An 18,303-nucleotide genomic window follows, 5' to 3' on the forward strand; every position below is an offset into this window, starting at 1 on the left:
GTGCCGGCGCGCCATCAGGTCGCCCATGCCGGCGTGCCCGGCTCGTAGACCGCGGCGCCGTCGTAGCGTCCGGGCACCGCGACGTAGCGCAGCGCCTGGGTCGCGCCGACCTTGGAGGTGAAGAAACCGAACAGCGTCAACTGCTTGATCATGGTGAAGTAATGCGGCTTCACGGCGTTGGCAGTGGCACCGCCGGTGGCTACCGCCATCGAGTTGATCCGCCGCCCGGCCTCGCCGTCCAGGACGCGCAGCAATTCGCTGCGAGCCTGCGGCGACAGCGACACGAAACGCCCGCCCGCGCGCTTGTCGATCTCGACCAGCCCCGCATGGAAAATCGCCTGGTATTCGGGCGTGTAGCAATCGGTCACGAACGTCGCCATGAACGCGCCGACGTCGGCGTCTTTAGCCCCAGGCGTCTTGGTCCGCGGCAGGATGGTGTCGGCGATTTCGTCGAGCCTGGCCACTTCGTCCGCGGAAAAGGCGCTGTTCCCGCTCGGCGCCGGCGCCTGCCCGTAGACGAACGCCGGTACGCCGATCATGGCCGCGCCGGTCGCGGCGGCGATCATCTTCAACAGTTCGCGACGTTCCATCACAGGTTCCCCGCCTTGAGTTCGCGCACGGCATGGTCCGCCGCGCGCGCGGTCAGCGCCATGTAGGTCAGCGACGGGTTCACGCAGGCGCTGGAAGTCATGCAGGCGCCGTCGGTGACATAGACGTTCGGCGCGTCCCAGACCTGATTGTGCATGTTCAACACCGAATTCCTGCGGTCGCGCCCCATCCGCGCCGTGCCCATTTCATGGATGGCCATGCCCGGGGCGTAGTCGCTCTCGTGCACCTTGACGTTCTTGACGCCGGCGGCCTCCAGCATTTCGGCCGCGTCCGCGCCCATGTCCTTGCGCATCGCCCGCTCGTTCTTGCGCAGGCTCACGTCCATCGCCAGCACCGGCAACCCCCACTTGTCCTTGCGCTGCGGATCGAGGCCGATCGTGTTGTCGTGATACGGCAGCATCTCGCCGAACCCGGTCATGCCGATGGACCAATCGCCCGGGACGCTCAAGGCGTCCTTGAGGTCGGCGCCGACGCTGAGCTCGGCGATGTCGCGCGACCAGCCGCTGCGGCTGGCCGATCCCTGGTAGCCGAAGCCGCGTACGTAGTCGCGCTTCTCCCGGCCCAGGTTGCGGAAACGCGGAATGTAGAAGCCGCACGGCCGGCGGCCGAAGTAGTACTTGTCCTCGAAGCCCTCGACCCAACCGGACGCGCCGACGCGGAAATGATGGTCCATCACGTTGTGTCCCAACTCGCCCGAAGCCGAGCCCAGACCGCCTTCCCACACATCGGTGGCCGAGTTCATCAGCAGCCAGGTCGAATTGAACGCCGATGCGTTGATGAAGACGACCTTGGCGGTGTATTCGTAGGTCTGGCCGCTTTCGGCGTCGATGATCTCGACCCCGCGCGCGCGCTTGCGGTCCTTGTCGTACAGCACTTGCTTGACGATCGAGAACGGACGCAAGGTCAGGTTGCCGGTCTTCATCGCCGCCGGCAGCGTCGCCGACTGGGTCGAGAAGTAGGCGCCGAACGGGCAGCCCAGGATGCATTTGTTGCGGTACTGGCAATTGACCCGGCCCTGCTCCGGCTTGGGCTCGGTGATGTTCGCGGTGCGCGAGTGGATCAGATGGCGGCTGCCGCCGAACGCCTTCTTTATCCGCGCCGCCACGTCTTTCTCGACGATGTTCAACGGGATCGGCGGCAGGAACTGGCCGTCGGGCAGGACGTCCAGTCCCTCGACGGTGCCGGCGATGCCGGCGAATTTCTCGACGTAGTCGTACCACGGCGCGATGTCGGCGTAACGGATCGGCCAGTCGGTGGCGATGCCGTCCTTGAGGTTCGCCTCGAAATCCAGGTCCGACAGGCGATAGCTTTGCCGACCCCACATCAGCGAGCGGCCGCCTACGTGATAGCCGCGAAACCAGTCGAAGCGCTTGGTTTCGGTGTACGGACAGTCCTTTTCGTCGGCCCACATCCCGGCGGTGTCTTCGGCCAACGGGTAGTCGCGCTTGAGCACCGGGAACGCCGCCTTCATCTCCTGGGTCGCCCAGGTGCGGTGCGGGTAATCCCAGGCCTCCTTCATCGCATTGACGTAGCCCTTGACGTGCTCGATGTTGCGGCCGCGTTCCAGCATCAGGACCTTGAGCCCCTTTTCGGTCAGCTCCTTGGCCGCCCAGCCGCCGCTGATGCCCGATCCGACGACGATCGCGTCGTAATGATTGTCTGCCATGAGAGCTTTCCCAAGGTGGATATCGTTTTCAGACGTCGCACAGGCGTATCGCCTCGCGCAGCGATTCGACCGGGTCCGGCGCTTCTGGCATGAACTCCTGCGCCAGGTAACCGTCGAAGCCGGTGTCGCGGATCGCGCGACAGATGGCGGGATAGTTGAGTTCCTGGTTCGCGCCGATCTCGTGCCGACCGGGAACGCCCGCGGTGTGGTAGTGCTTGAACCACGAATGGTGCTTGCCGATGGTGGCGATGATGTCGCCTTCCATGATCTGCATGTGGTAGATGTCGTAGAGCAGGCCGAAGTGGTCCGAGCCGATCCGCTCGCACAGCGCGACGCCCCAGGCGGAGCGATCGCACAGATAGTCGGGGTGGTCCACCCTGGAGTTGAGCAGTTCCATCACCAGCACGACGCCGCGCTTTTCGGCGTGCCCGAGGATACGCTTGAGCCCGGCCTCGGCGTTGGCCAGGCCCTGCTGGGGATCCATGCCGTTGCGGTTGCCGGAAAAGCAGATCAGGTTGCGGTAACCGGCATCGGCGACCAGATCGATGTGGCGGGTGTAGCGCTCCACCAACTGGTCGTGGAATTCCTTGCCGGCGAAGCCGTTTTTCAGCCCGAGTTCGGCGCCGTTGCACATCGAACTGAACACGCCGTGGGCCTTCAGGGTCGGCCAGTCTTCGGGGCCGACCAGGTCGACGGCGGAAAAGCCGATGTCCTTCACCGTCCGGCAAAGCTCGGCGACCGACTGCTTCGGGAACGTCCAGCGGGCGACGGAGTGCTTCAGCCGGCCCTTCAGCGGGGCCGGGGCAGCGATGCCGGGCGCGACCGCGGCGGCGGCGAGTCCGAGGCCGGCCATTGCCGCGGCGCGGATCGCGTTTCGCCGCGTGATCTTCGGGTTCATAAAGCTCATCTGCGCTTCCTGAAGCCATAACCGAAAGGTCGCTCAGACAAATCTTTCGAAGCATCGCGTCGCGACGGGATGCGCACCGGCAGTCGATGCTTCGAATCGATCGAGCGGATGGAGATCCAGCCGCTGAGCTTCGCTGCCGGCATGAAACCGCAAAATTCCTCGGAATGCAATCGATTGCGCACAAGGGGGAACGAACGCCTTCGGGTGCGAGTGTTCGGACGAAATCATGCTGCAAAGCACCACGAAACCGATGCGCGGGCGAACCGCGATTCACGAGCCGGAGCGATCGACGTTGAACTCGGAGACGAGCGACATCGGACGCGGACCGTCGAACGATCGCCCGCAGCGTTTCATCGCGCGGGCGCACATCCGCGCCGTCGCCGCGCTCTTCGCACAACGGCAGCCCAGTGGAAACGGCCATGAACCGAATTGTCTCACCGCAGGCGTGGAAGGATCTGGCAGAGCGGCTGGGAGTCGACGAGGCCTGCCTGAAAGCGGTCGCGGAAGTCGAATCGTCCGGCGGCGGATTCATGCGGCCGCCCTCGCAGTTGCCCAAGGTCCTGTTCGAAGGCCACGTGTTCCATCGCCAGACCCAGGGACGCTTCGACGCAAGCCATCCAGAACTGAGCTACCCGCACTGGGACCGGAGCAAGTATTCCGGCTCGGTCGCCGGCGAATGGAAGCGGCTGGATGCCGCCTGCGCGCTCGATCGCGGCGCCGCCCTGGAGTCCGCGAGCTGGGGCGCGTTCCAGATCATGGGCTTCAACTTCGCGATGTGCGGATTCGACGACATCGAAGCCTTCGTTACCGCGCACAAGCAGAGCGCGGAGGCGCAGCTGGCGGCCTTCTCCAGTTTCATCCGCCGCCCGGGGCTGTTGGATGCGCTGCGCAACAAGGACTGGAAAGGTTTCGCGGCCGCGTACAACGGGCTGGGTTTCGCCAAGAACAGCTACGACACCAAGCTCGCGACCGCCTATCTGCGGTTCGGCGGCCGCAGCCCATGAGCGAACCGCCCGCCCGGTCGGGCGGGACGGCCTAGGTTGTTGGATTCGTGAGGAGACGGTCATGCTGGAACCGGCTCGACATTGGCTGATTCCCGCCTGCGTGCTGGGGCTCGCGCTGCTGTACGGCATGACCGCGCCGGCCAGCGCGCTGGCGTCCGGCGCCCCGGACGACGCGGCACCCGCTGCCGCCGTCGATGCCAGCCTGGGCGATCCCGCGCCGACGCCGGCGCCGAAAGTATCCGCCGTCGACGGCGTGCTGCAGCTCGACGACATCGCCGAGGTCACGGTCGCCAACCTGAAAGAGTGGGCGGCGACCCACGACCCCGCCAAACTGGTGCCTTTCATCGAAGGCAGGGCGATCCGCGGCAACTACCCCGAGGAAGTCCACCCGCACGAGGGCCGCATCTATTTCCATCTGAAGATAACTCCGGAAAGCAAGGAGCACTGGACGGATCTGCTGGGCGCGCCCGACAGCATGCGGCGGCCGGTGAGGTTCAGCATCGGCCTGGAGGATCACGCGCCCTTCGAAACCGTGCACGACAAAACCAATCCGCTGCTGATGACGGTCATTTCGCCTGTGTTCGGCGCGACCGCGGCGCTGGTGGCCTCCCTCACCTTGATCCTGTTCATACGGCTGGCGCGCAGCACCAGCATCATCCGCGAGCCGGGCGCCGCGCCGGCCGACGGCAGTCCCAAGGCGTACAACCTGGGGCGCACCCAGATGGCCTTCTGGTTCTTTCTGATCTACGTGTCTTACCTGGTGATCTGGCTGATCACCGACATGCTGGACACGATTACCCCGTCGCTGCTGGGGCTGATGGGAATCAGCGCCGGCACGGCGTTGAGCGAAGCGCTGATCGACTCCAGCAAGGATTCGGCGCACTCGGAGCGAAGCTGGAACCTTTCGGCGGAGCGGCGCGAGCTCGAAAAGACCATCGCCGATTTGAAGCTGGAACGCGCCGGACTGGACGCCGGCGCCGCGGCCACGCCCGACGAGATCGCCCAGCGCGAGCAACTGGACGGGAAAATCCAGGCCGCGCGCGCGCGGCTGACCCAGGCGACGCACCGGTTCTCATCGCTGGATTCGAAAAAAACGGCGCGCGCCACGCGCGGATTCCTGCGCGACGTCATGGCCGACCGCGACGGGTACTCCTTCCATCGCTTCCAGATTTTCGCCTGGACCATCGTGCTCGGCATCATGTTCGTATCCAGCGTCTACAACAGCCTGGCGATGCCGGAATTCAGCGCCACGCTGCTGGGACTGATGGGGCTGAGTTCGGGCACCTACATCGGATTCAAGTTTCCCGAACGACAGGAGTAGCGTCCCGCCGCACCGGATCGCTCCACCGCGACAGCAGCAGATAGATGCACGGCGTGGTGTAGAGCGTCAGCCACTGGCTGACGATCAGCCCGCCGACGATGGCCAGTCCGAGCGGCCGCCGCATCTCCCAGCCCTCCCCCGTCGACAGCAGCAGCGGCGCGGTGCCGAGCAGCGCCGCCAGCGTGGTCATCAGGATCGGCCGCAAGCGCAGCGTCGCCGCCTCGATCGCCGCCTCGCGCGCGTCCAGGCCGCGCTCGCGCTGGCCGGCCAGGGCGAAGTCGACCATCAGGATGGTGTTCTTCATCACCACGCCCACCAGCAGGAACAGGCCCAGCAGCGAGATCAGGTTGAGTTCGCCGCCGAACGCGTACAGCGCGGCCAGCGCGCCGAGGCCGGCCGCCGGCAGCGTCGACAGGATGGTCAGCGGTTGCAGCCAGCTCTCGTAGAGCATGCCGAGCAGCAGGTACACCGCGAGCATCGCGCCGAGGATCAGCCAGGCGAAGCGCTGGCCGCGCTGGTCGAGATCGCCGGCTTGCCCGCCCAGGCGCGCGCGCACGTCGCTGGGCAGCATGACCCCGGCCATGGCGCGCCCGATCGCGTCGCTGGCCTGCTGCAGGCTGGCGCCCGGCGCCAGCGCGAAGGATACGGTGGCGGCGGCGAACTGGTCGGTGTGGTTGATCCGGTCCGGCGCGATCCGGTAACGCATCGACGCGAACGCCGACAGCGGCACCCGTTCGCCCGCGGCGTTGAGCGCATGCACGCGCTGCAAGGTGTCGGGGCTGCGGGTCAGGCGCGGGTCGAGCTCCAGCACCACCCGGTACTGGTTCAGGCGCTCGTAGCGGGTCGCGATCTGGCGCTGGCTGAAGGAATTGTCCAGCACCGTGGCGATCGTGCGCATGTCCACGCCCAGCCGCGCCGCCGCGGTGCGGTCGATGTCCAGCACCACCTGGCGTGCGCCCTCGTCGCCGCTGGACTCGACGTCGGCCAGCTGCGGCAGCCGGGCCAGCGCGTTGCGCACCTTCGGCGTCCATTCGCGCAGGCGCGCCACGCTGTCGGACATCAGGATCAGTTCGTGCCCGCCTTCGTCGCCGTCGCCGGGCAGGTTGATGTCCTGATCGACCCACAGCCACAGCACGCCGCCCGGCACCTTGGGCATCTTCTCGCGCAGGCGCGCCATGATCTCGTCGCTGGAGGCCTTGCGCTCGCTCAGCGGCTTGAGGTTGACCAGGATGAAGGCGTTGTTGATGCCGTTGTCGCCGCCGATGAAGCCGCCGATGTGCGAGATCGCCGGGTCCTGGGTCAGCAGTTCGCGGTACTGCGCGATTTTGGGCTGCATGACCTGGAACGACAGCCCGTCGTCGCCGCGGGCGAAACCGCGCAGCTGGCCGGTGTCCTGGCTGGGCACCACGCCCTTGGGCACCGCCGCGAACAGCCACAGATTGAGGCCGAGCAAAGCCGCGAACCCCAGCGCCAGCCACGGCCAACGGCGCAACGCGGCGGCCAGCGAACGCGCATAGCCGCGGCGCAGGCGCTGGAAGGCCGCGTCGGTGCGGCCCCGCGGCCCCGCGTCCGCGGGTCGGCCGCCGGATAGGCGCGCGCACAGGCTCGGGGTCAGGCTCAGCGATACCGCCACCGACACCGCCATCGCCGCGACCAGGGTGATCGAGAACTCGCGGAACAACAGCCGGGCGAAGTCGTCGACGAACATGATCGAGACGAACACCGCCGCCAGCGCCAGGTTCATCGACAGCAGGGTCGAGCCGACCTCGCCTGCGCCGCGCAGCGCCGCCTGCACCGGCGACAGGCCGGCCTCGCGGTGGCGGGCGATGTTCTCCAGCACCACGATGGCGTCGTCCACCACCAGCACGCTGGCCACGATCAAGGCCATCAACGACAAGGTGTTGAGCGAGAACCCGCACAGCCAGATCACCGCCAGCGCGCCGAACAGCGCGACCGGGATCGACAGCGTCGGCAGCAGCGCCGCGCGCACGTCGCCGAGGAACGCGAACACCACCAGCGCGACCAGGGCGATGGCCAGGATCAAAGTCGTTCGCGCCTCGGCCAGGGTCGCGCGGATGCTCGGCGAACGCTCGGCGGTGACCGTCATGCTGACGTCCGGCGGCAGCAGCGCCTGCAGCGCCGGCAGCCGCGCGCGCACCGCGTCGATGGTCTCGACGATGTTGGCGTCGGGCTGGCGGGTGATCACCATCAGCACCGCGTCGCGGTCGTTGTGGAAGCCGGCGGCGTAACGGTTCTCCACGCCTTCGCCGACGCTCGCCACGTCGCCCAGCCGCACCGGCCGGCCGTCGCGCCAGGCCACGATCAGCGGCGCGAATTCCTGCGCGCGCGAGAGCTGCTGGGGCGCTTCGATCTGCCAGCGCCGGTGCGCGTCGCCTACTTCGCCCAGCGGCCGCAGCGTATGCGCCCTGCGGATCGCTGCGGCGACCTCGTCCAGGGCGATGCCGTGATGATTGAGCGCGTTCGGGTCCAGCGCCACCCGTACCGCCGGCAGCGAACCGCCGCCGAGTTCGACCTTGGCCACGCCGGGAATCTGGGCGACGCGCGCGCTCAGCAGGCTCGCCGCCATGTCGTAGAGCTGGCCCGGCGTATGCCGCGGCGAACTCAGCGCGAGCGCCATGATCGGCGCCTGCGACGGCGTGGATTTGCCGAACTGCGGCATCTCCGGCATCCCGGCCGGCAGTTGCGAGCGCGCGGCGTTGATCGCCGCCTGCACCTCACGCGCGGCCGCCTCGATGTCGCGTCCCAGGGCGAAGGTCAGTTCGATCTCGGTGGCGCCCTGCGAACTGCTCGACTCGATCTCGACGATGCCCGGAATGCTGCCGAGCGCGCGCTCCAGCGGCGTGGCGATGGTCGCGGCCATCGATTCGGGGCTGGCGCCGGGCAACTCGGCCCAGACCTGGATGCTGGGATAGTCGACTTGCGGCAACGGCGCCACCGGCAGTCGCGCGTACGCCAGCAGTCCGGCCAGCACCACCGCGACCGCCAACAGCACGGTCGCGACCGGGCGGCGGATGAACACGCCGGCCACGTTCATGCCGTGGCCGGACCGGGCGCGTCGGCCTCGGTCGCCGACGCGGCGGAACGGCGGCGCGCGATGCGGTCGAAGAACAGATAGATCGCCGGCGTGGTGAACACCGTCAGCAACTGGCTCAGCAACAGGCCGCCGACCATCACCCAGCCCAGCGGCTGGCGCAACTCGGCGCCCGAGCCGCTGGCGAACATCAGCGGCACCGCGCCGAACAACGCCGCCAGCGTGGTCATCAGGATCGGCCGGAAACGCAGCAGCGCGGCCTGCCGGATCGCCTCGCGCGGACTCATGCCCTGGCCGCGCTCGGCCTCCAGGGCGAAGTCGATCATCATGATCGCGTTCTTCTTGACCAGGCCGATCAACAGCACGATGCCGATGATCGCGATCAGGTCGAGGCTGCGCCCGCTCAGCCACAGCGCCAGCAAGGCGCCGACCGTGGCCGAGGGCAAGGTCGACAGGATCGTGATCGGATGGATGTAGCTCTCGTACAGCACCCCCAGCACGATGTACATCACCAGCACCGCGGCCAGCACCAGCCACAGCGTGCTCGACAGCGAATCGCGGAACGCGCCGGCCGCGCCCTGGAACTGCAGCTGCACCGAGGCCGGTGCGTCCAGTTCCGCCCAGGCGCGCTCGATCGCCGCGACCGCGCGATCCAGCGACGCGCCCGGGGCCAGGTCGAAGGACACCACGGTCGCCGGGAACTGGCCGATCTGCTGGATCAGCAGCGCCGCCGGGCGTTGCTCGACCCGCGCGATCGCCGACAGCGGCACCGGCTCGCCGTCGGCGCCGGCGACGTGGATGCGGCCGATGTCCTGCGGCCCGCGCTGGAACTGCGGCCGCGCTTCCAGCACCACGCGGTACTGGTTGGCCTGGGTGAACATGGTCGAAACCTGGCGCTGGCCGAACGCGTCGTAAAGCGCGTCGGCGACGTCGGCCACGCTGACGCCCAGCCGCGCGGCGGCGGCGCGGTCGATCTCCACGTACGCCTGCAGACCGTCACGCTGCAGTTCGCTGGTCGCTCCGGCCAGGGCCGGTTCGCGCTGCAGGCGCTGCAGCAGGCGCTCGGTCCAGTCGCCCAGCGCCTGTTCGCTCGGCGCGGTGAGGCTGAGCTGATACTGGGTGCGGCCGATGCGGTCGTCCAGGCTCAGCTCCTGCGCCGGCTGCAGGTACAGCTCGATGCCGGCGACCCGCGCCGCGCGTTGCTTCAAGCGCTGCAGGATCTCGCCGGCGGCGGCCTCGCGCTGGCCGTGCGGCTTGAGATAGATCAGCATCCGCCCGCTGTTGAGCGTGGCGTTCTGTCCGTCGACGCCGATGAACGAAGACAGCCCGGCCACGTCGGGATCGTCGAGCAGCGTCGCGGCGACCGCCTGCTGGCGCTGCGCCATCGCTGCGAACGACACCGATTGCGGCGCCTGGGTCACGCCCTGGATCAGGCCGGTGTCCTGGATCGGGAAGAAGCCCTTGGGCACCGCGAGGTACAGGGCCGCGGTCAACAGCAAGGTCGCCAGGGTCGCCAGCAGGGTCCAGCCCTGGTGGCGCAGCACCCAGTCCAGGCCGCGGTCGTAATGGGCGATCATGCGGTCGAACGGATCGGGCTTGCGGTGGCGCGCCTGATCCCGTCCGTTCGGATCTTGCCCGTCCTGTTCGCGCCGGCCCGGATGGCCGTGGCGCAGGAACAGCGCGCACATCATCGGCGTGAGGGTCAGCGACACCACCAGCGAGATCGCGATTGCCACCGCCAGGGTGATCGCGAACTCGTGGAACAGCTTGCCGACCACATCGCCCATGAACAGCAGCGGGATCAGCACCGCGATCAGCGAGAACGTCAGCGAGATCAGGGTGAAGCCGATCTGGCGCGCGCCCTTGAGCGCCGCGTCGAGCGGTTTCTCGCCGCGCTCCAGGTGGCGGGCGATGTTCTCCAGCATCACGATCGCGTCGTCGACCACGAAGCCGGTGGCGATGGTCAGCGCCATCAGGCTGAGGTTGTTGAGCGAGAAACCGGACAGGTACATCACCCCGAAGCTGCCCACCAGCGACAGCGGCACCGCCACGCTGGGGATCAGCGTGGCCGGCACGTTGCGCAGGAACAGCAGGGTCACCATCACCACCAGCGCGATCGCCAGCGCCAGTTCCTTCTGCACGCCGCGGATCGAGGCGCGGATCGATTCGGTGCGGTCGCCTAGCACGCTGACTTCGGCCCCGGCCGGCAGGCTGGCCGACAACTGCGGCAGCAACGCGCGCACCCGGTCGACCACGTCGATCACGTTGGCGCCGGGCTGGCGCTGGATGTTGACCAGGATCGCCGGCCGCCGACCCGACCACGCCGCCAGCATGCGGTTCTCGGCGCCGTCCTCGACGCTGGCGACATCGCCCAGGCGCAACGGCGCGCCGTCGCGCCAGCGCAGCACCAAGTCGCGGTATTCCTGCGGCGAGCGCAACTGGTCGTTGGCGTCGAGCATGATCGCGCGGGTCGGACCGTCGAAGCTGCCCTTGGGCGCGTTGATGTTGGCCGCGCCGATGGCCTTGCGCACCTCGGCCACGCTCAAACCGTTCGCGGCCAGCGCCACCGGATTGACCTGCACCCGCACCGCCGGGCGTTGTCCGCCGGCGAGCGCGACCATGCCCACGCCCGGCAATTGGGCGATGCGCTGGGCCACGCGGGTGTCGATCAGATCGTAGAGTTCGGGCAAGGACAGCGTGTCCGAGCTCACCGCCAAGGTCAGCACCGGCGCGTCGGCGGGATTGACCTTGCGGTACACCGGCGGCATCGGCAGGTCGTCGGGCAGCAGGCCGCTGGCGGCGTTGATCGCCGCCTGCACTTCCTGTTCGGCCACGCCGAGATCGACCTCGAGCGAGAACTGCAAGGTGATCACCGATGCGCCGGACGAACTGGACGACGACATCTGCGCGAGGCCCGGGATCTGGCCGAGCCGGCGCTCCAGCGGCGCGGTCACCGCCGCCGCCATCACCGTCGGGCTGGCGCCGGGATAGAAGGTCGACACCTGCACGATCGGGTAATCCACCTGCGGCAGCGCGGCCGCGGGCAGCAGGCGATAGGCCAGCAGCCCCGACAGCAGCAGCGCGATCATCGCCAGGGTGGTGGCGATCGGCCGCAGGATGAAAATGCGCGACAGATTCATCGGCTGCCGGCGGCTGGCGCGGCGGCGGCCGGACCGCCGGCGGCCGCGTCGGCGATCACTTCGACCGCGCTGCCCTCGCGCAAGCGGTCCAGGCCTTCCAGCACCACCCGCTCGTCCGGCTTGAGCCCTTCGTGCACGGCGATGCGCCCGTCCTGGGCCGCGCCGAGTTTGAGCGGCCGGATCGCGACCTTGCTGTCGGCGCCGATCACGAACACGTAGTTGCCCTTGGCGCCGAACTGCACCGCGGCGTCGGGAATCACCACCGCGTCGCTGCGCTGGGTGCTCAGGCGCACGTTGACGAACTGCTGCGGAAACAGCGCGGCATCGGCGTTTTCGAACACGGCGCGGATGCGCAACGTGCCGGTGGCGCTGTCGATGCGGTTGTCGATGCTGGCCACGCGGCCGCTGGCCAGGCGGGTGCGTTCCTCGCGGTCCCACGCCTCCACCGGCAGGTCCGGCTGGCGGCGCACCGCCTCCAGCAAGGCCGGCAGTTCGTTTTCGGCGACGGTGAACATCACGCTGATCGGCGAGGTCTGGGCGATGCTGGCGATGGCCTCGCCGGCGGTATTGCCGGCGCCGACCAGATTGCCTTGGTCGATGCCGCGCAGGCCCACGCGCCCGGACACCGGCGCCACGATCCGGGTATGTCCCAGGCGCACTCGCGCTTCGTCGACCGCGGCTTGATCGCTGCGGCGACGGCCTTCGAGCTGGCGCACCTGCGCTTCGCGATTGCTGACGTCCTGGGCCGAGACGTAGTGGCCGGACTTGAGTTCGCGATAACGCGCCAGTTCGCGCCGAGCGTTGTCCAGCGTCGCCAGATTCTCCTGCTGCTGTCCTTCGGCCTTGGCCAGTTGCACTTGATAGGTGCTCGGATCGATGCGCGCGAGCAACTGCCCCGCCCTGACCTGTTGGCCTTCCTGGAACGCGACTTCGACCAGTTCGCCCTCGACCCGGCTGCGCAGGGTCACGTAGCTCAGCGGCGTGACCGTGCCGAGGGCCTTGAGGGTGACGGCGAAACTCTCGCGCTTGGCCGCCGCCGCGCGCACCGGCACGGCGGCCTGTTCCGCGGCGGCGGCGGCCGGCGCCGACGGCCAGAATCGCCACGCCAGCATCGCGGCGAGCGCCGCGCAGACCGCGGCAGCGATGAAAAGACGGGATTTCGGCGACGACGGCGGAGCGATAGGCATGGGCGTTCGGAGCGGATCGATAGGCGAAAGGAAGGACGCCGCGGCCGCGAGGCCGACGACGGCCATGCGGCGGCGGCGCAAGCGCGCGGCCGGCAAAGGACGGATCGGGACGGCGGTGGCGGCTACGAATCCCCGGCTGCCGCAAATGAGAACGAGTCTCGTTATCTCTCAGTATGGCACGCCGCCGCGGCCTGCGCTGTTTGCGTTTGTACCGGGCGCCCGATACGGCAAAGCGGTGCGCGTCGCGCGGGCGATCCGCAGCTTTGTCGGCGCGCTGGGCGCTCGGCCGGTTTTCGTTTCGCCTGATGGCGCATGCGGCGTGTCGGCGTGGGATTGCCCCGCGACGCGCGGCGCGATGTCCAAGCCGACTACCGACTTTGCTCGGAGCGCGCGGCGGATTCCTTCGTGCGCGCCGCCATTACGCCGACACGAGATCGCGCGCACCGAACCGGCGCAGCGGGCGTCGTACGCACCTCGACTACGATCCCCTAGGGTCACCGCTCTCTGCAGCGAGTCGCTTATGCCGCTCCGCGATCCCCGCGATGTCTGCTCTCAGCGCTTTCCAGTGACGCCGTCGAATGCGCAGCTCCCCTCGCGCGTCCTGCGATCCTTTCGCCGACACCAGCCCCAAAAAACGAAGGGGCGGCCTGGGCCGCCCCTTCGTCTTCGTCGATCCGTAAGCGCGGACCCGTTACAACGAGTCGCTGAAGTCCTTGACTTCCTTTTCGGCGCGATCCTTCGCCCAGCCGTACTTCTCCTGCAGCTTGCCGGCTAGGTACTGCGCGTTGCCTTCCGCGACATCCAGATCGTCGTCGGTCAAGTCGCCCCACTTGGCCTTGGCCTGACCCTTCAGCTGCGTCCACTTGCCGGCAATGATGTCCTTGTTCATGACGATGCTCCGCATAGTTGAGTTGGAAACGCGAGCGAAGAAGCGCTCGGGTTGGATGCAGTGTGTCGATGCGCCTGTTGCCGATGCGTGAGCATTCGACTGAACGATTCAGTCATTTTTCCACTGGAATTTCATCGAGCTTTGGATCGCTTTGATCAACGACGGCGAGATGTGCTGAGCAATGCGACTGGCGTCATCGCAGAGCGTGATTGCGTGCGTTTCGTGAGGCGTGAGTAACGACCGCCTCAGGCGGTGCGTTCTCTTCTCACTATCGGAATTGGCGGCGACTTTTCCGATGTCTTCGTATCGACGACGTAGGCTCCGCGCTATCGGGCAGCTATTTGCAGCCGCTAGCGAAAAACAGATCGTATCGCGCAGCAGCGAATGATGGGCTCGGAAAACGCCGACGAAGCGTCCCTTGAAAAGCATGGGCCGATCAGGTCGACGAAGGCATCTATCGCAGGCGCGAACAGCGGCTTCGGCAGCCGTATACGATATTCGCTTGTCGACGCCATTCGATTTAGACGACTGCGTTTCATGCGCTTGCAATAAATTATTCGATTGGCGGTCGTCGCAACACGCAACGAACCGCGGCGCGGCGAGGCGAGCGAACGCGCCGTACGCAATCCGCATCTGTGATCGAACGCACCTGAAATCCATGCCTTCGGCGCGCAAAACGAACTTGTCGCCAAAGAAAATGCGGATCCGATCAAACAATCGACTTGCCTCGACACTTGATCGCGCAATGGGATAAGATTCCTGACGCAAAAAATGACAGCGCTGTCATGAATGTTGCGGAAATTCGGATCGCAAGCTTTGCGCAAGCTTTGGACCGCACACTGATCGGCGGAAAAGTTTGCGCGGCGAACGAGGTTCAGGGGGATTCGAAGTTTTCGTGTCGGGAATGCAGGACGCGATGCGCCGCATGCGGGCGCTGCGTCCCGGTCCGCGGCGGCGGTGCGCCGGTCCGCCGCGGCATTCGCGCTCCCGCGCGCTTCTACCCTGCCCTCCTGCGGCCTGTGTGCGCATCCGCCGCGTGCGGCGGCGCGCCGCGGCCGCGCGACCGGATCGCCCATCGCCCAGGCCGCTGTATCTGTCGACTCCGCCGCCTCCGCCGTATCGCATCATCATCGTGACAGGTCGTATCGATGCTACTTCCAGAACAGTCGCAACGTCCCAAGGTGTTGGTGGTCGAGGACGACCAGGCGCTGGCGCACGTCATCATGGGGCATATCCGCACCCAGGGCATGGACGCCTACGCGGCCACCGACAGCGCCGAGATGAGCGAATCGATGCGGCAGCGCAGCCACGACATCGTGCTGCTGGACCTGATGCTGCGGCAGGAGAACGGCCTGGACCTGTTGCGCGCGTTGCGTCGCGATTCCGACGTTCCGGTGATCATCATGACCGGGCACCGCCGCGACGAGATCGATCGCGTCGTCGGCCTCGAGCTCGGCGCCGACGACTACATGCCCAAGCCGTTCGGCCTGCACGAGCTGACCGCGCGCGTGCGCGCGGTGCTGCGCCGGCATTCGGCCTCGCTGATGGCCGGCGTGCAGGCGGCCAAGCGCGCGATCTACCGCTGGAACGACTGGCAGTTCGACCGCGCCGCGCGCGCGCTGACCTCGCCCGAGGGCGAATCGGTGGTCCTGACCAAGGGCGAGCACGCGCTGCTGTGCGCCTTCATCGACGCGCCGGGCAGGCCGCTGAGCCGCGACCATCTGCTGCGCACCACCCGCATCCACGACGACGTGTTCGACCGCAGCATCGACGTGCAGATCCTGCGGCTGCGGCGCAAGCTCGAACGCGATCCGGTCAATCCGCAGGTGATCGTCACCCAGCGCGGGCACGGCTACGTGTTCGCGCCTGCGGTGGAGTGCATTTGAGCGGGGCCGCGGCGCGGGCGTTAGCGGCGAGCGGCCGGATCGTCGGCCAGGCCGCGTCGCGGATCGGCGCCCGCGGCGGCGCGGCCGGCTGACCCAACGCCATGAAGACCATCGTCTTCATAAGCGCGACGATGCTGGCCGCGCTGCTGTCGCTGGCGTTGTACATCTACTCCCTCGACGGCGCGATCCAGCGCTGCGACCGCTCGCTGAGCGCGCTGGCGGCGCTGAAGATGGCCGATACCGACATCGAGAGCGACGTGCTGAAGACCCGCATCGGCGCGTTGCGCGATTACCGCGGCCTGTTCGCCGGCGACCGTCGCGCGCGCGATGCGCTGGAGAGGCTGCGCCGGCTGGCGCGCGCGGACGCCGAACTGGGCGCGCGCATCGTCCGCCTGGCGGGCGACTACGAGGCCAAGCAGATCCAGCTGGCGCGCTTTCGCGTGCAGAACGCGCTGCTGTCGGATGCCATGCGCACCTTCTCGGCCGAGAGCGGCCGGCAACTGGCGGCCGAACGCGATGTCCGCGCGGTGCGCGCGATCGGCGCGTTGACCGGCTCGGTCCACCGGCTGTGCCAGGACGACAGCGTGGACGCCCTGCGCGAAGTGCACCAACGCTTCGACGCGATGGCGCAGGCCGGCGGCGCCGGTCCGTTGCTCGTGCACGCGCGCGAACTGGCGCAGCTGCTGCCGCAGACGCATGCGACGATCCTCAAGCTGCAGCCGCTGCCGCACCTGCCCAGCTATGCCGCGGTGCAGACCTACCTGGCGCGGCATCGCGAAAGCTTGGCCGAACGTTCGTTGCAGGCGCGCAGCGGCCTGATCCTGCTCGCCATCGCCATGCTGGCGACCCTGGTGTACCTGGCCAAGATGCTGCACGAGCGCGCCCGCGCGCTGCGCCGGCGTTCGGAGTTCGACCGCCTGATGATGGCGATCTCGCGCGACCTGCTCGGCTGCGAACGTGCCAGGACCGATGCGGTCGTCGCCGCCAGCCTCGCCCGCCTGTCGCAGTCGCTGGGCAACGTCGAGACCGGGCTGGTGCTGTCCTGCGGCCAGGCGCGGCCGCGTTCGTGGTCGGGCGCGGAGGATCCGGCCTTCGCCGCGTTCGCCCAGGCGCTGATCGCCGGCGCCCCGCCCGGCGCGGGACCGGGCCACGACGCTTTCGTCGTCGACGAGCGCGGGCGCAGCGTGGAGCTGCGCGCCGGCGACCGCGCGCCGCTGCGTCGGGCGCGCTGGCTGTGCCTGCGCCGACGCTCGGAGTCGGGCGCCACCGCGCTGTTGTGCTGCACCCGGCCGCGCCAGCGCGCCAGCGCCGCGGCCTACTCCGAATTCGTCCTGCTGCGCTCGGCGCTCGATACCCTGGCCGACGCGCTGGAACGCCAGCGCCTGGAAGACGAGGCGCGCGTGCTCGAACACCGGCTCGGCCGCGCCCGCGACATGGAAACCATCGGCACCATGGCCAGCGGCATCTCGCACAACTTCAACAACATCATCGGCGCGATCCGCGGCAACGTCGAAACCGCGCAGCTGCGGCTGGCGCCGCACGCCCACGCGCAGGCCAATCTGGCAGAGATCGGCCGCGCGCTCGAGCACGCGGCCGAACTGGTCGAAGCGATCCTGAGTTTCGGCCGCACCCAGAACCACCACGTGCGGCCGGTGGAGATCAACGAGCTGGCCAAACGCAGCCGCTCGCTGCTGGTCGCGGCCCTGCCGGCGAGCGTGGAGTTCGAGCTGCGCCCAGCGCCGTCCGCGTTGCAGGTATGGGGCAATCCGGCCCAGCTGCAGCAGGTGATCCTCAACCTGGGCACCAACGCGGCCCAGGCGATGTCGATGCGCGGGCCGATCCTCATCCAGGTGACCCGCATCGATGGCGAGTCCGCGCCGGAACGGGTGCGCATCGAAGTGATCGATCGCGGCGTGGGCATTCCGGCGCCGCAGCTGGACCGCATTTTCGACCCGTTCTTCACCACCCGCAAAGGCGGCACCGGCCTGGGCCTGGCCACGGTCAAGCAGATCGTCGGCAATCACAACGGCCGCATCCAGGTCGACAGCCGGCCCGGGCTGGGTACCCGCTTCGTGGTGGATTTGCCGCTGTGCGAGGGCGACTGCGCCGCCGGCGACGGCCACGAGACCTGGCTGGTGCTGTGCGCGGACCCCGCCGCGCGCGAGCGCCTGGAGGACCTGCTCGCGGCGCTGGGCCACGAGCCGATCGGCTATGCCGATGCCGACCATGCCGCGCACGCGATCGCCGAGCGCACCGATCATTTCGACGGCGCGTTGGTCCAGTCCGAAGACGCGCGTTGCGCCGCCGGCGAGGTCGCGACGCTGCACGCGCTGCTGCCCGGACGCCCGATCCTGCTGGCCCTGCACAACCCGGGCCTGACGCCGGCGCCGGACCTGGGCTACGCGGTCGCCGAAATCCTCCGCGCGCCGGTGCGAGCCGAATCGCTGGCGCGCGCGCTGGCGCGTTCGAGCCAGGATTACGGGTACAGGCCCGGCGCGTTACATATGTAACAAAACCAGCCGGGACGGAAATCGGCTGGTAGCCGTAGGCACATAATCTGTGAGCGAGCAACCAATGACGGATGCTGTCCGACGCAGCCCAGGTAAGGACACCGCCCAGGAACCCCACGCCTATCGCCCCTC

Annotated in this window: 12 protein-coding genes; 4 read left to right on the forward strand and 8 right to left on the reverse strand. The window is 68.2% G+C overall.

Translation table 11 applies throughout. The annotated features are described in order from the left end of the window. Positions 1 to 14: 14 nt before the first annotated feature. From JHW41_RS12480 to JHW41_RS12490, 3 genes are read right to left on the reverse strand one after another with little or no spacing between them, the layout of a single operon-like run. Positions 15 to 590: a gluconate 2-dehydrogenase subunit 3 family protein gene (locus JHW41_RS12480; protein ID WP_343226616.1), complete on the reverse strand. Its 576-nt coding sequence runs from the start codon at positions 588 to 590 to the stop codon at positions 15 to 17. After that, positions 590 to 2,275: a GMC oxidoreductase gene (locus JHW41_RS12485; protein ID WP_250450484.1), complete on the reverse strand. Its 1,686-nt coding sequence runs from the start codon at positions 2,273 to 2,275 to the stop codon at positions 590 to 592. The genes JHW41_RS12480 and JHW41_RS12485 overlap by 1 nt, the downstream gene beginning before the upstream one ends. A 28-nt stretch (positions 2,276 to 2,303) precedes the next feature. Next, a complete protein-coding gene (locus tag JHW41_RS12490) occupies positions 2,304 to 3,128 on the reverse strand; it encodes a hydroxypyruvate isomerase family protein (RefSeq protein ID WP_250450982.1) in 825 nt (274 codons plus the stop codon). A 461-nt stretch (positions 3,129 to 3,589) separates the two neighbouring features. Between JHW41_RS12490 and JHW41_RS12495 the strand changes: the two genes are divergently transcribed. After that, on the forward strand, positions 3,590 to 4,186 hold the full coding sequence (locus JHW41_RS12495) for an N-acetylmuramidase family protein (protein WP_250450486.1): 597 nt from the start codon (positions 3,590 to 3,592) through the stop codon (positions 4,184 to 4,186). Between the two features lie 100 nt (positions 4,187 to 4,286). After that, positions 4,287 to 5,507 (forward strand): hypothetical protein, encoded by a 1,221-nt coding sequence (locus JHW41_RS12500; RefSeq protein WP_250450488.1) that lies wholly within the window; start codon positions 4,287 to 4,289, stop codon positions 5,505 to 5,507. On the opposite strand, the gene JHW41_RS12505 is transcribed toward JHW41_RS12500, so the two are convergent. The 5 genes from JHW41_RS12505 to JHW41_RS12525 form a co-directional block, all read right to left on the reverse strand. Beyond that, positions 5,482 to 8,562, reverse strand: a complete 3,081-nt coding sequence (locus tag JHW41_RS12505; protein WP_250450497.1) for an efflux RND transporter permease subunit — start codon at positions 8,560 to 8,562, stop codon at positions 5,482 to 5,484. The two genes, JHW41_RS12500 and JHW41_RS12505, sit on opposite strands and share 26 nt — an antisense overlap. Further along, positions 8,559 to 11,699 carry a multidrug efflux RND transporter permease subunit gene (locus JHW41_RS12510; RefSeq protein ID WP_250450500.1) on the reverse strand — a complete coding sequence of 1,047 codons (3,141 nt, stop codon included), beginning with the start codon at positions 11,697 to 11,699 and terminating at the stop codon, positions 8,559 to 8,561. The genes JHW41_RS12505 and JHW41_RS12510 overlap by 4 nt, the downstream gene beginning before the upstream one ends. Next, positions 11,696 to 12,886: an efflux RND transporter periplasmic adaptor subunit gene (locus tag JHW41_RS12515; protein ID WP_250450502.1), complete on the reverse strand. Its 1,191-nt coding sequence runs from the start codon at positions 12,884 to 12,886 to the stop codon at positions 11,696 to 11,698. Before JHW41_RS12515 ends, JHW41_RS12510 begins: the two co-directional genes overlap by 4 nt. 691 nt (positions 12,887 to 13,577) lie before the next feature. After that, the gene (locus tag JHW41_RS12520; protein ID WP_057947664.1) at positions 13,578 to 13,775 is read right to left on the reverse strand and encodes a CsbD family protein; all 198 of its coding nucleotides are present in this window, start codon (positions 13,773 to 13,775) and stop codon (positions 13,578 to 13,580) included. Positions 13,776 to 13,883: 108 nt separating this feature from the next. Next, a complete protein-coding gene (locus JHW41_RS12525; RefSeq protein WP_250450504.1) occupies positions 13,884 to 14,492 on the reverse strand; it encodes a hypothetical protein in 609 nt (202 codons plus the stop codon). Between the two features lie 431 nt (positions 14,493 to 14,923). Here JHW41_RS12525 and JHW41_RS12530 point away from each other — a divergent pair, with 431 nt between their 5' ends. Together JHW41_RS12530 and JHW41_RS12535 are read left to right on the forward strand one after the other, a co-directional pair. Next, the gene (locus JHW41_RS12530; RefSeq protein WP_057947663.1) at positions 14,924 to 15,661 is read left to right on the forward strand and encodes a response regulator; all 738 of its coding nucleotides are present in this window, start codon (positions 14,924 to 14,926) and stop codon (positions 15,659 to 15,661) included. A gap of 101 nt (positions 15,662 to 15,762) precedes the next feature. Beyond that, the gene (locus JHW41_RS12535) at positions 15,763 to 18,171 is read left to right on the forward strand and encodes a DAHL domain-containing protein (RefSeq protein WP_250450506.1); all 2,409 of its coding nucleotides are present in this window, start codon (positions 15,763 to 15,765) and stop codon (positions 18,169 to 18,171) included. Positions 18,172 to 18,303 lie beyond the last annotated feature (132 nt).

Source organism: Lysobacter enzymogenes (genome assembly GCF_023617245.1).
Taxonomy (GTDB): domain Bacteria; phylum Pseudomonadota; class Gammaproteobacteria; order Xanthomonadales; family Xanthomonadaceae; genus Lysobacter; species Lysobacter yananisis.

Excerpts from the sequence above, each read along its gene's own strand:
- JHW41_RS12480 (WP_343226616.1), bottom strand. The coding sequence starts at position 590 with ATGGAACGTCGCGAACTGTTGAAGATGATCGCCGCCGCGACCGGCGCG.
- JHW41_RS12485 (WP_250450484.1), bottom strand. The coding sequence starts at position 2,275 with ATGGCAGACAATCATTACGACGCGATCGTCGTCGGATCGGGCATCAGC.
- JHW41_RS12490 (WP_250450982.1), bottom strand. The coding sequence starts at position 3,128 with ATGGCCGGCCTCGGACTCGCCGCCGCCGCGGTCGCGCCCGGCATCGCT.
- JHW41_RS12505 (WP_250450497.1), bottom strand. The coding sequence starts at position 8,562 with ATGAACGTGGCCGGCGTGTTCATCCGCCGCCCGGTCGCGACCGTGCTG.
- JHW41_RS12510 (WP_250450500.1), bottom strand. The coding sequence starts at position 11,699 with ATGAATCTGTCGCGCATTTTCATCCTGCGGCCGATCGCCACCACCCTG.
- JHW41_RS12515 (WP_250450502.1), bottom strand. The coding sequence starts at position 12,886 with ATGCCTATCGCTCCGCCGTCGTCGCCGAAATCCCGTCTTTTCATCGCT.
- JHW41_RS12520 (WP_057947664.1), bottom strand. The coding sequence starts at position 13,775 with ATGAACAAGGACATCATTGCCGGCAAGTGGACGCAGCTGAAGGGTCAG.
- JHW41_RS12530 (WP_057947663.1), top strand. The coding sequence starts at position 14,924 with ATGCTACTTCCAGAACAGTCGCAACGTCCCAAGGTGTTGGTGGTCGAG.
- JHW41_RS12535 (WP_250450506.1), top strand. The coding sequence starts at position 15,763 with ATGAAGACCATCGTCTTCATAAGCGCGACGATGCTGGCCGCGCTGCTG.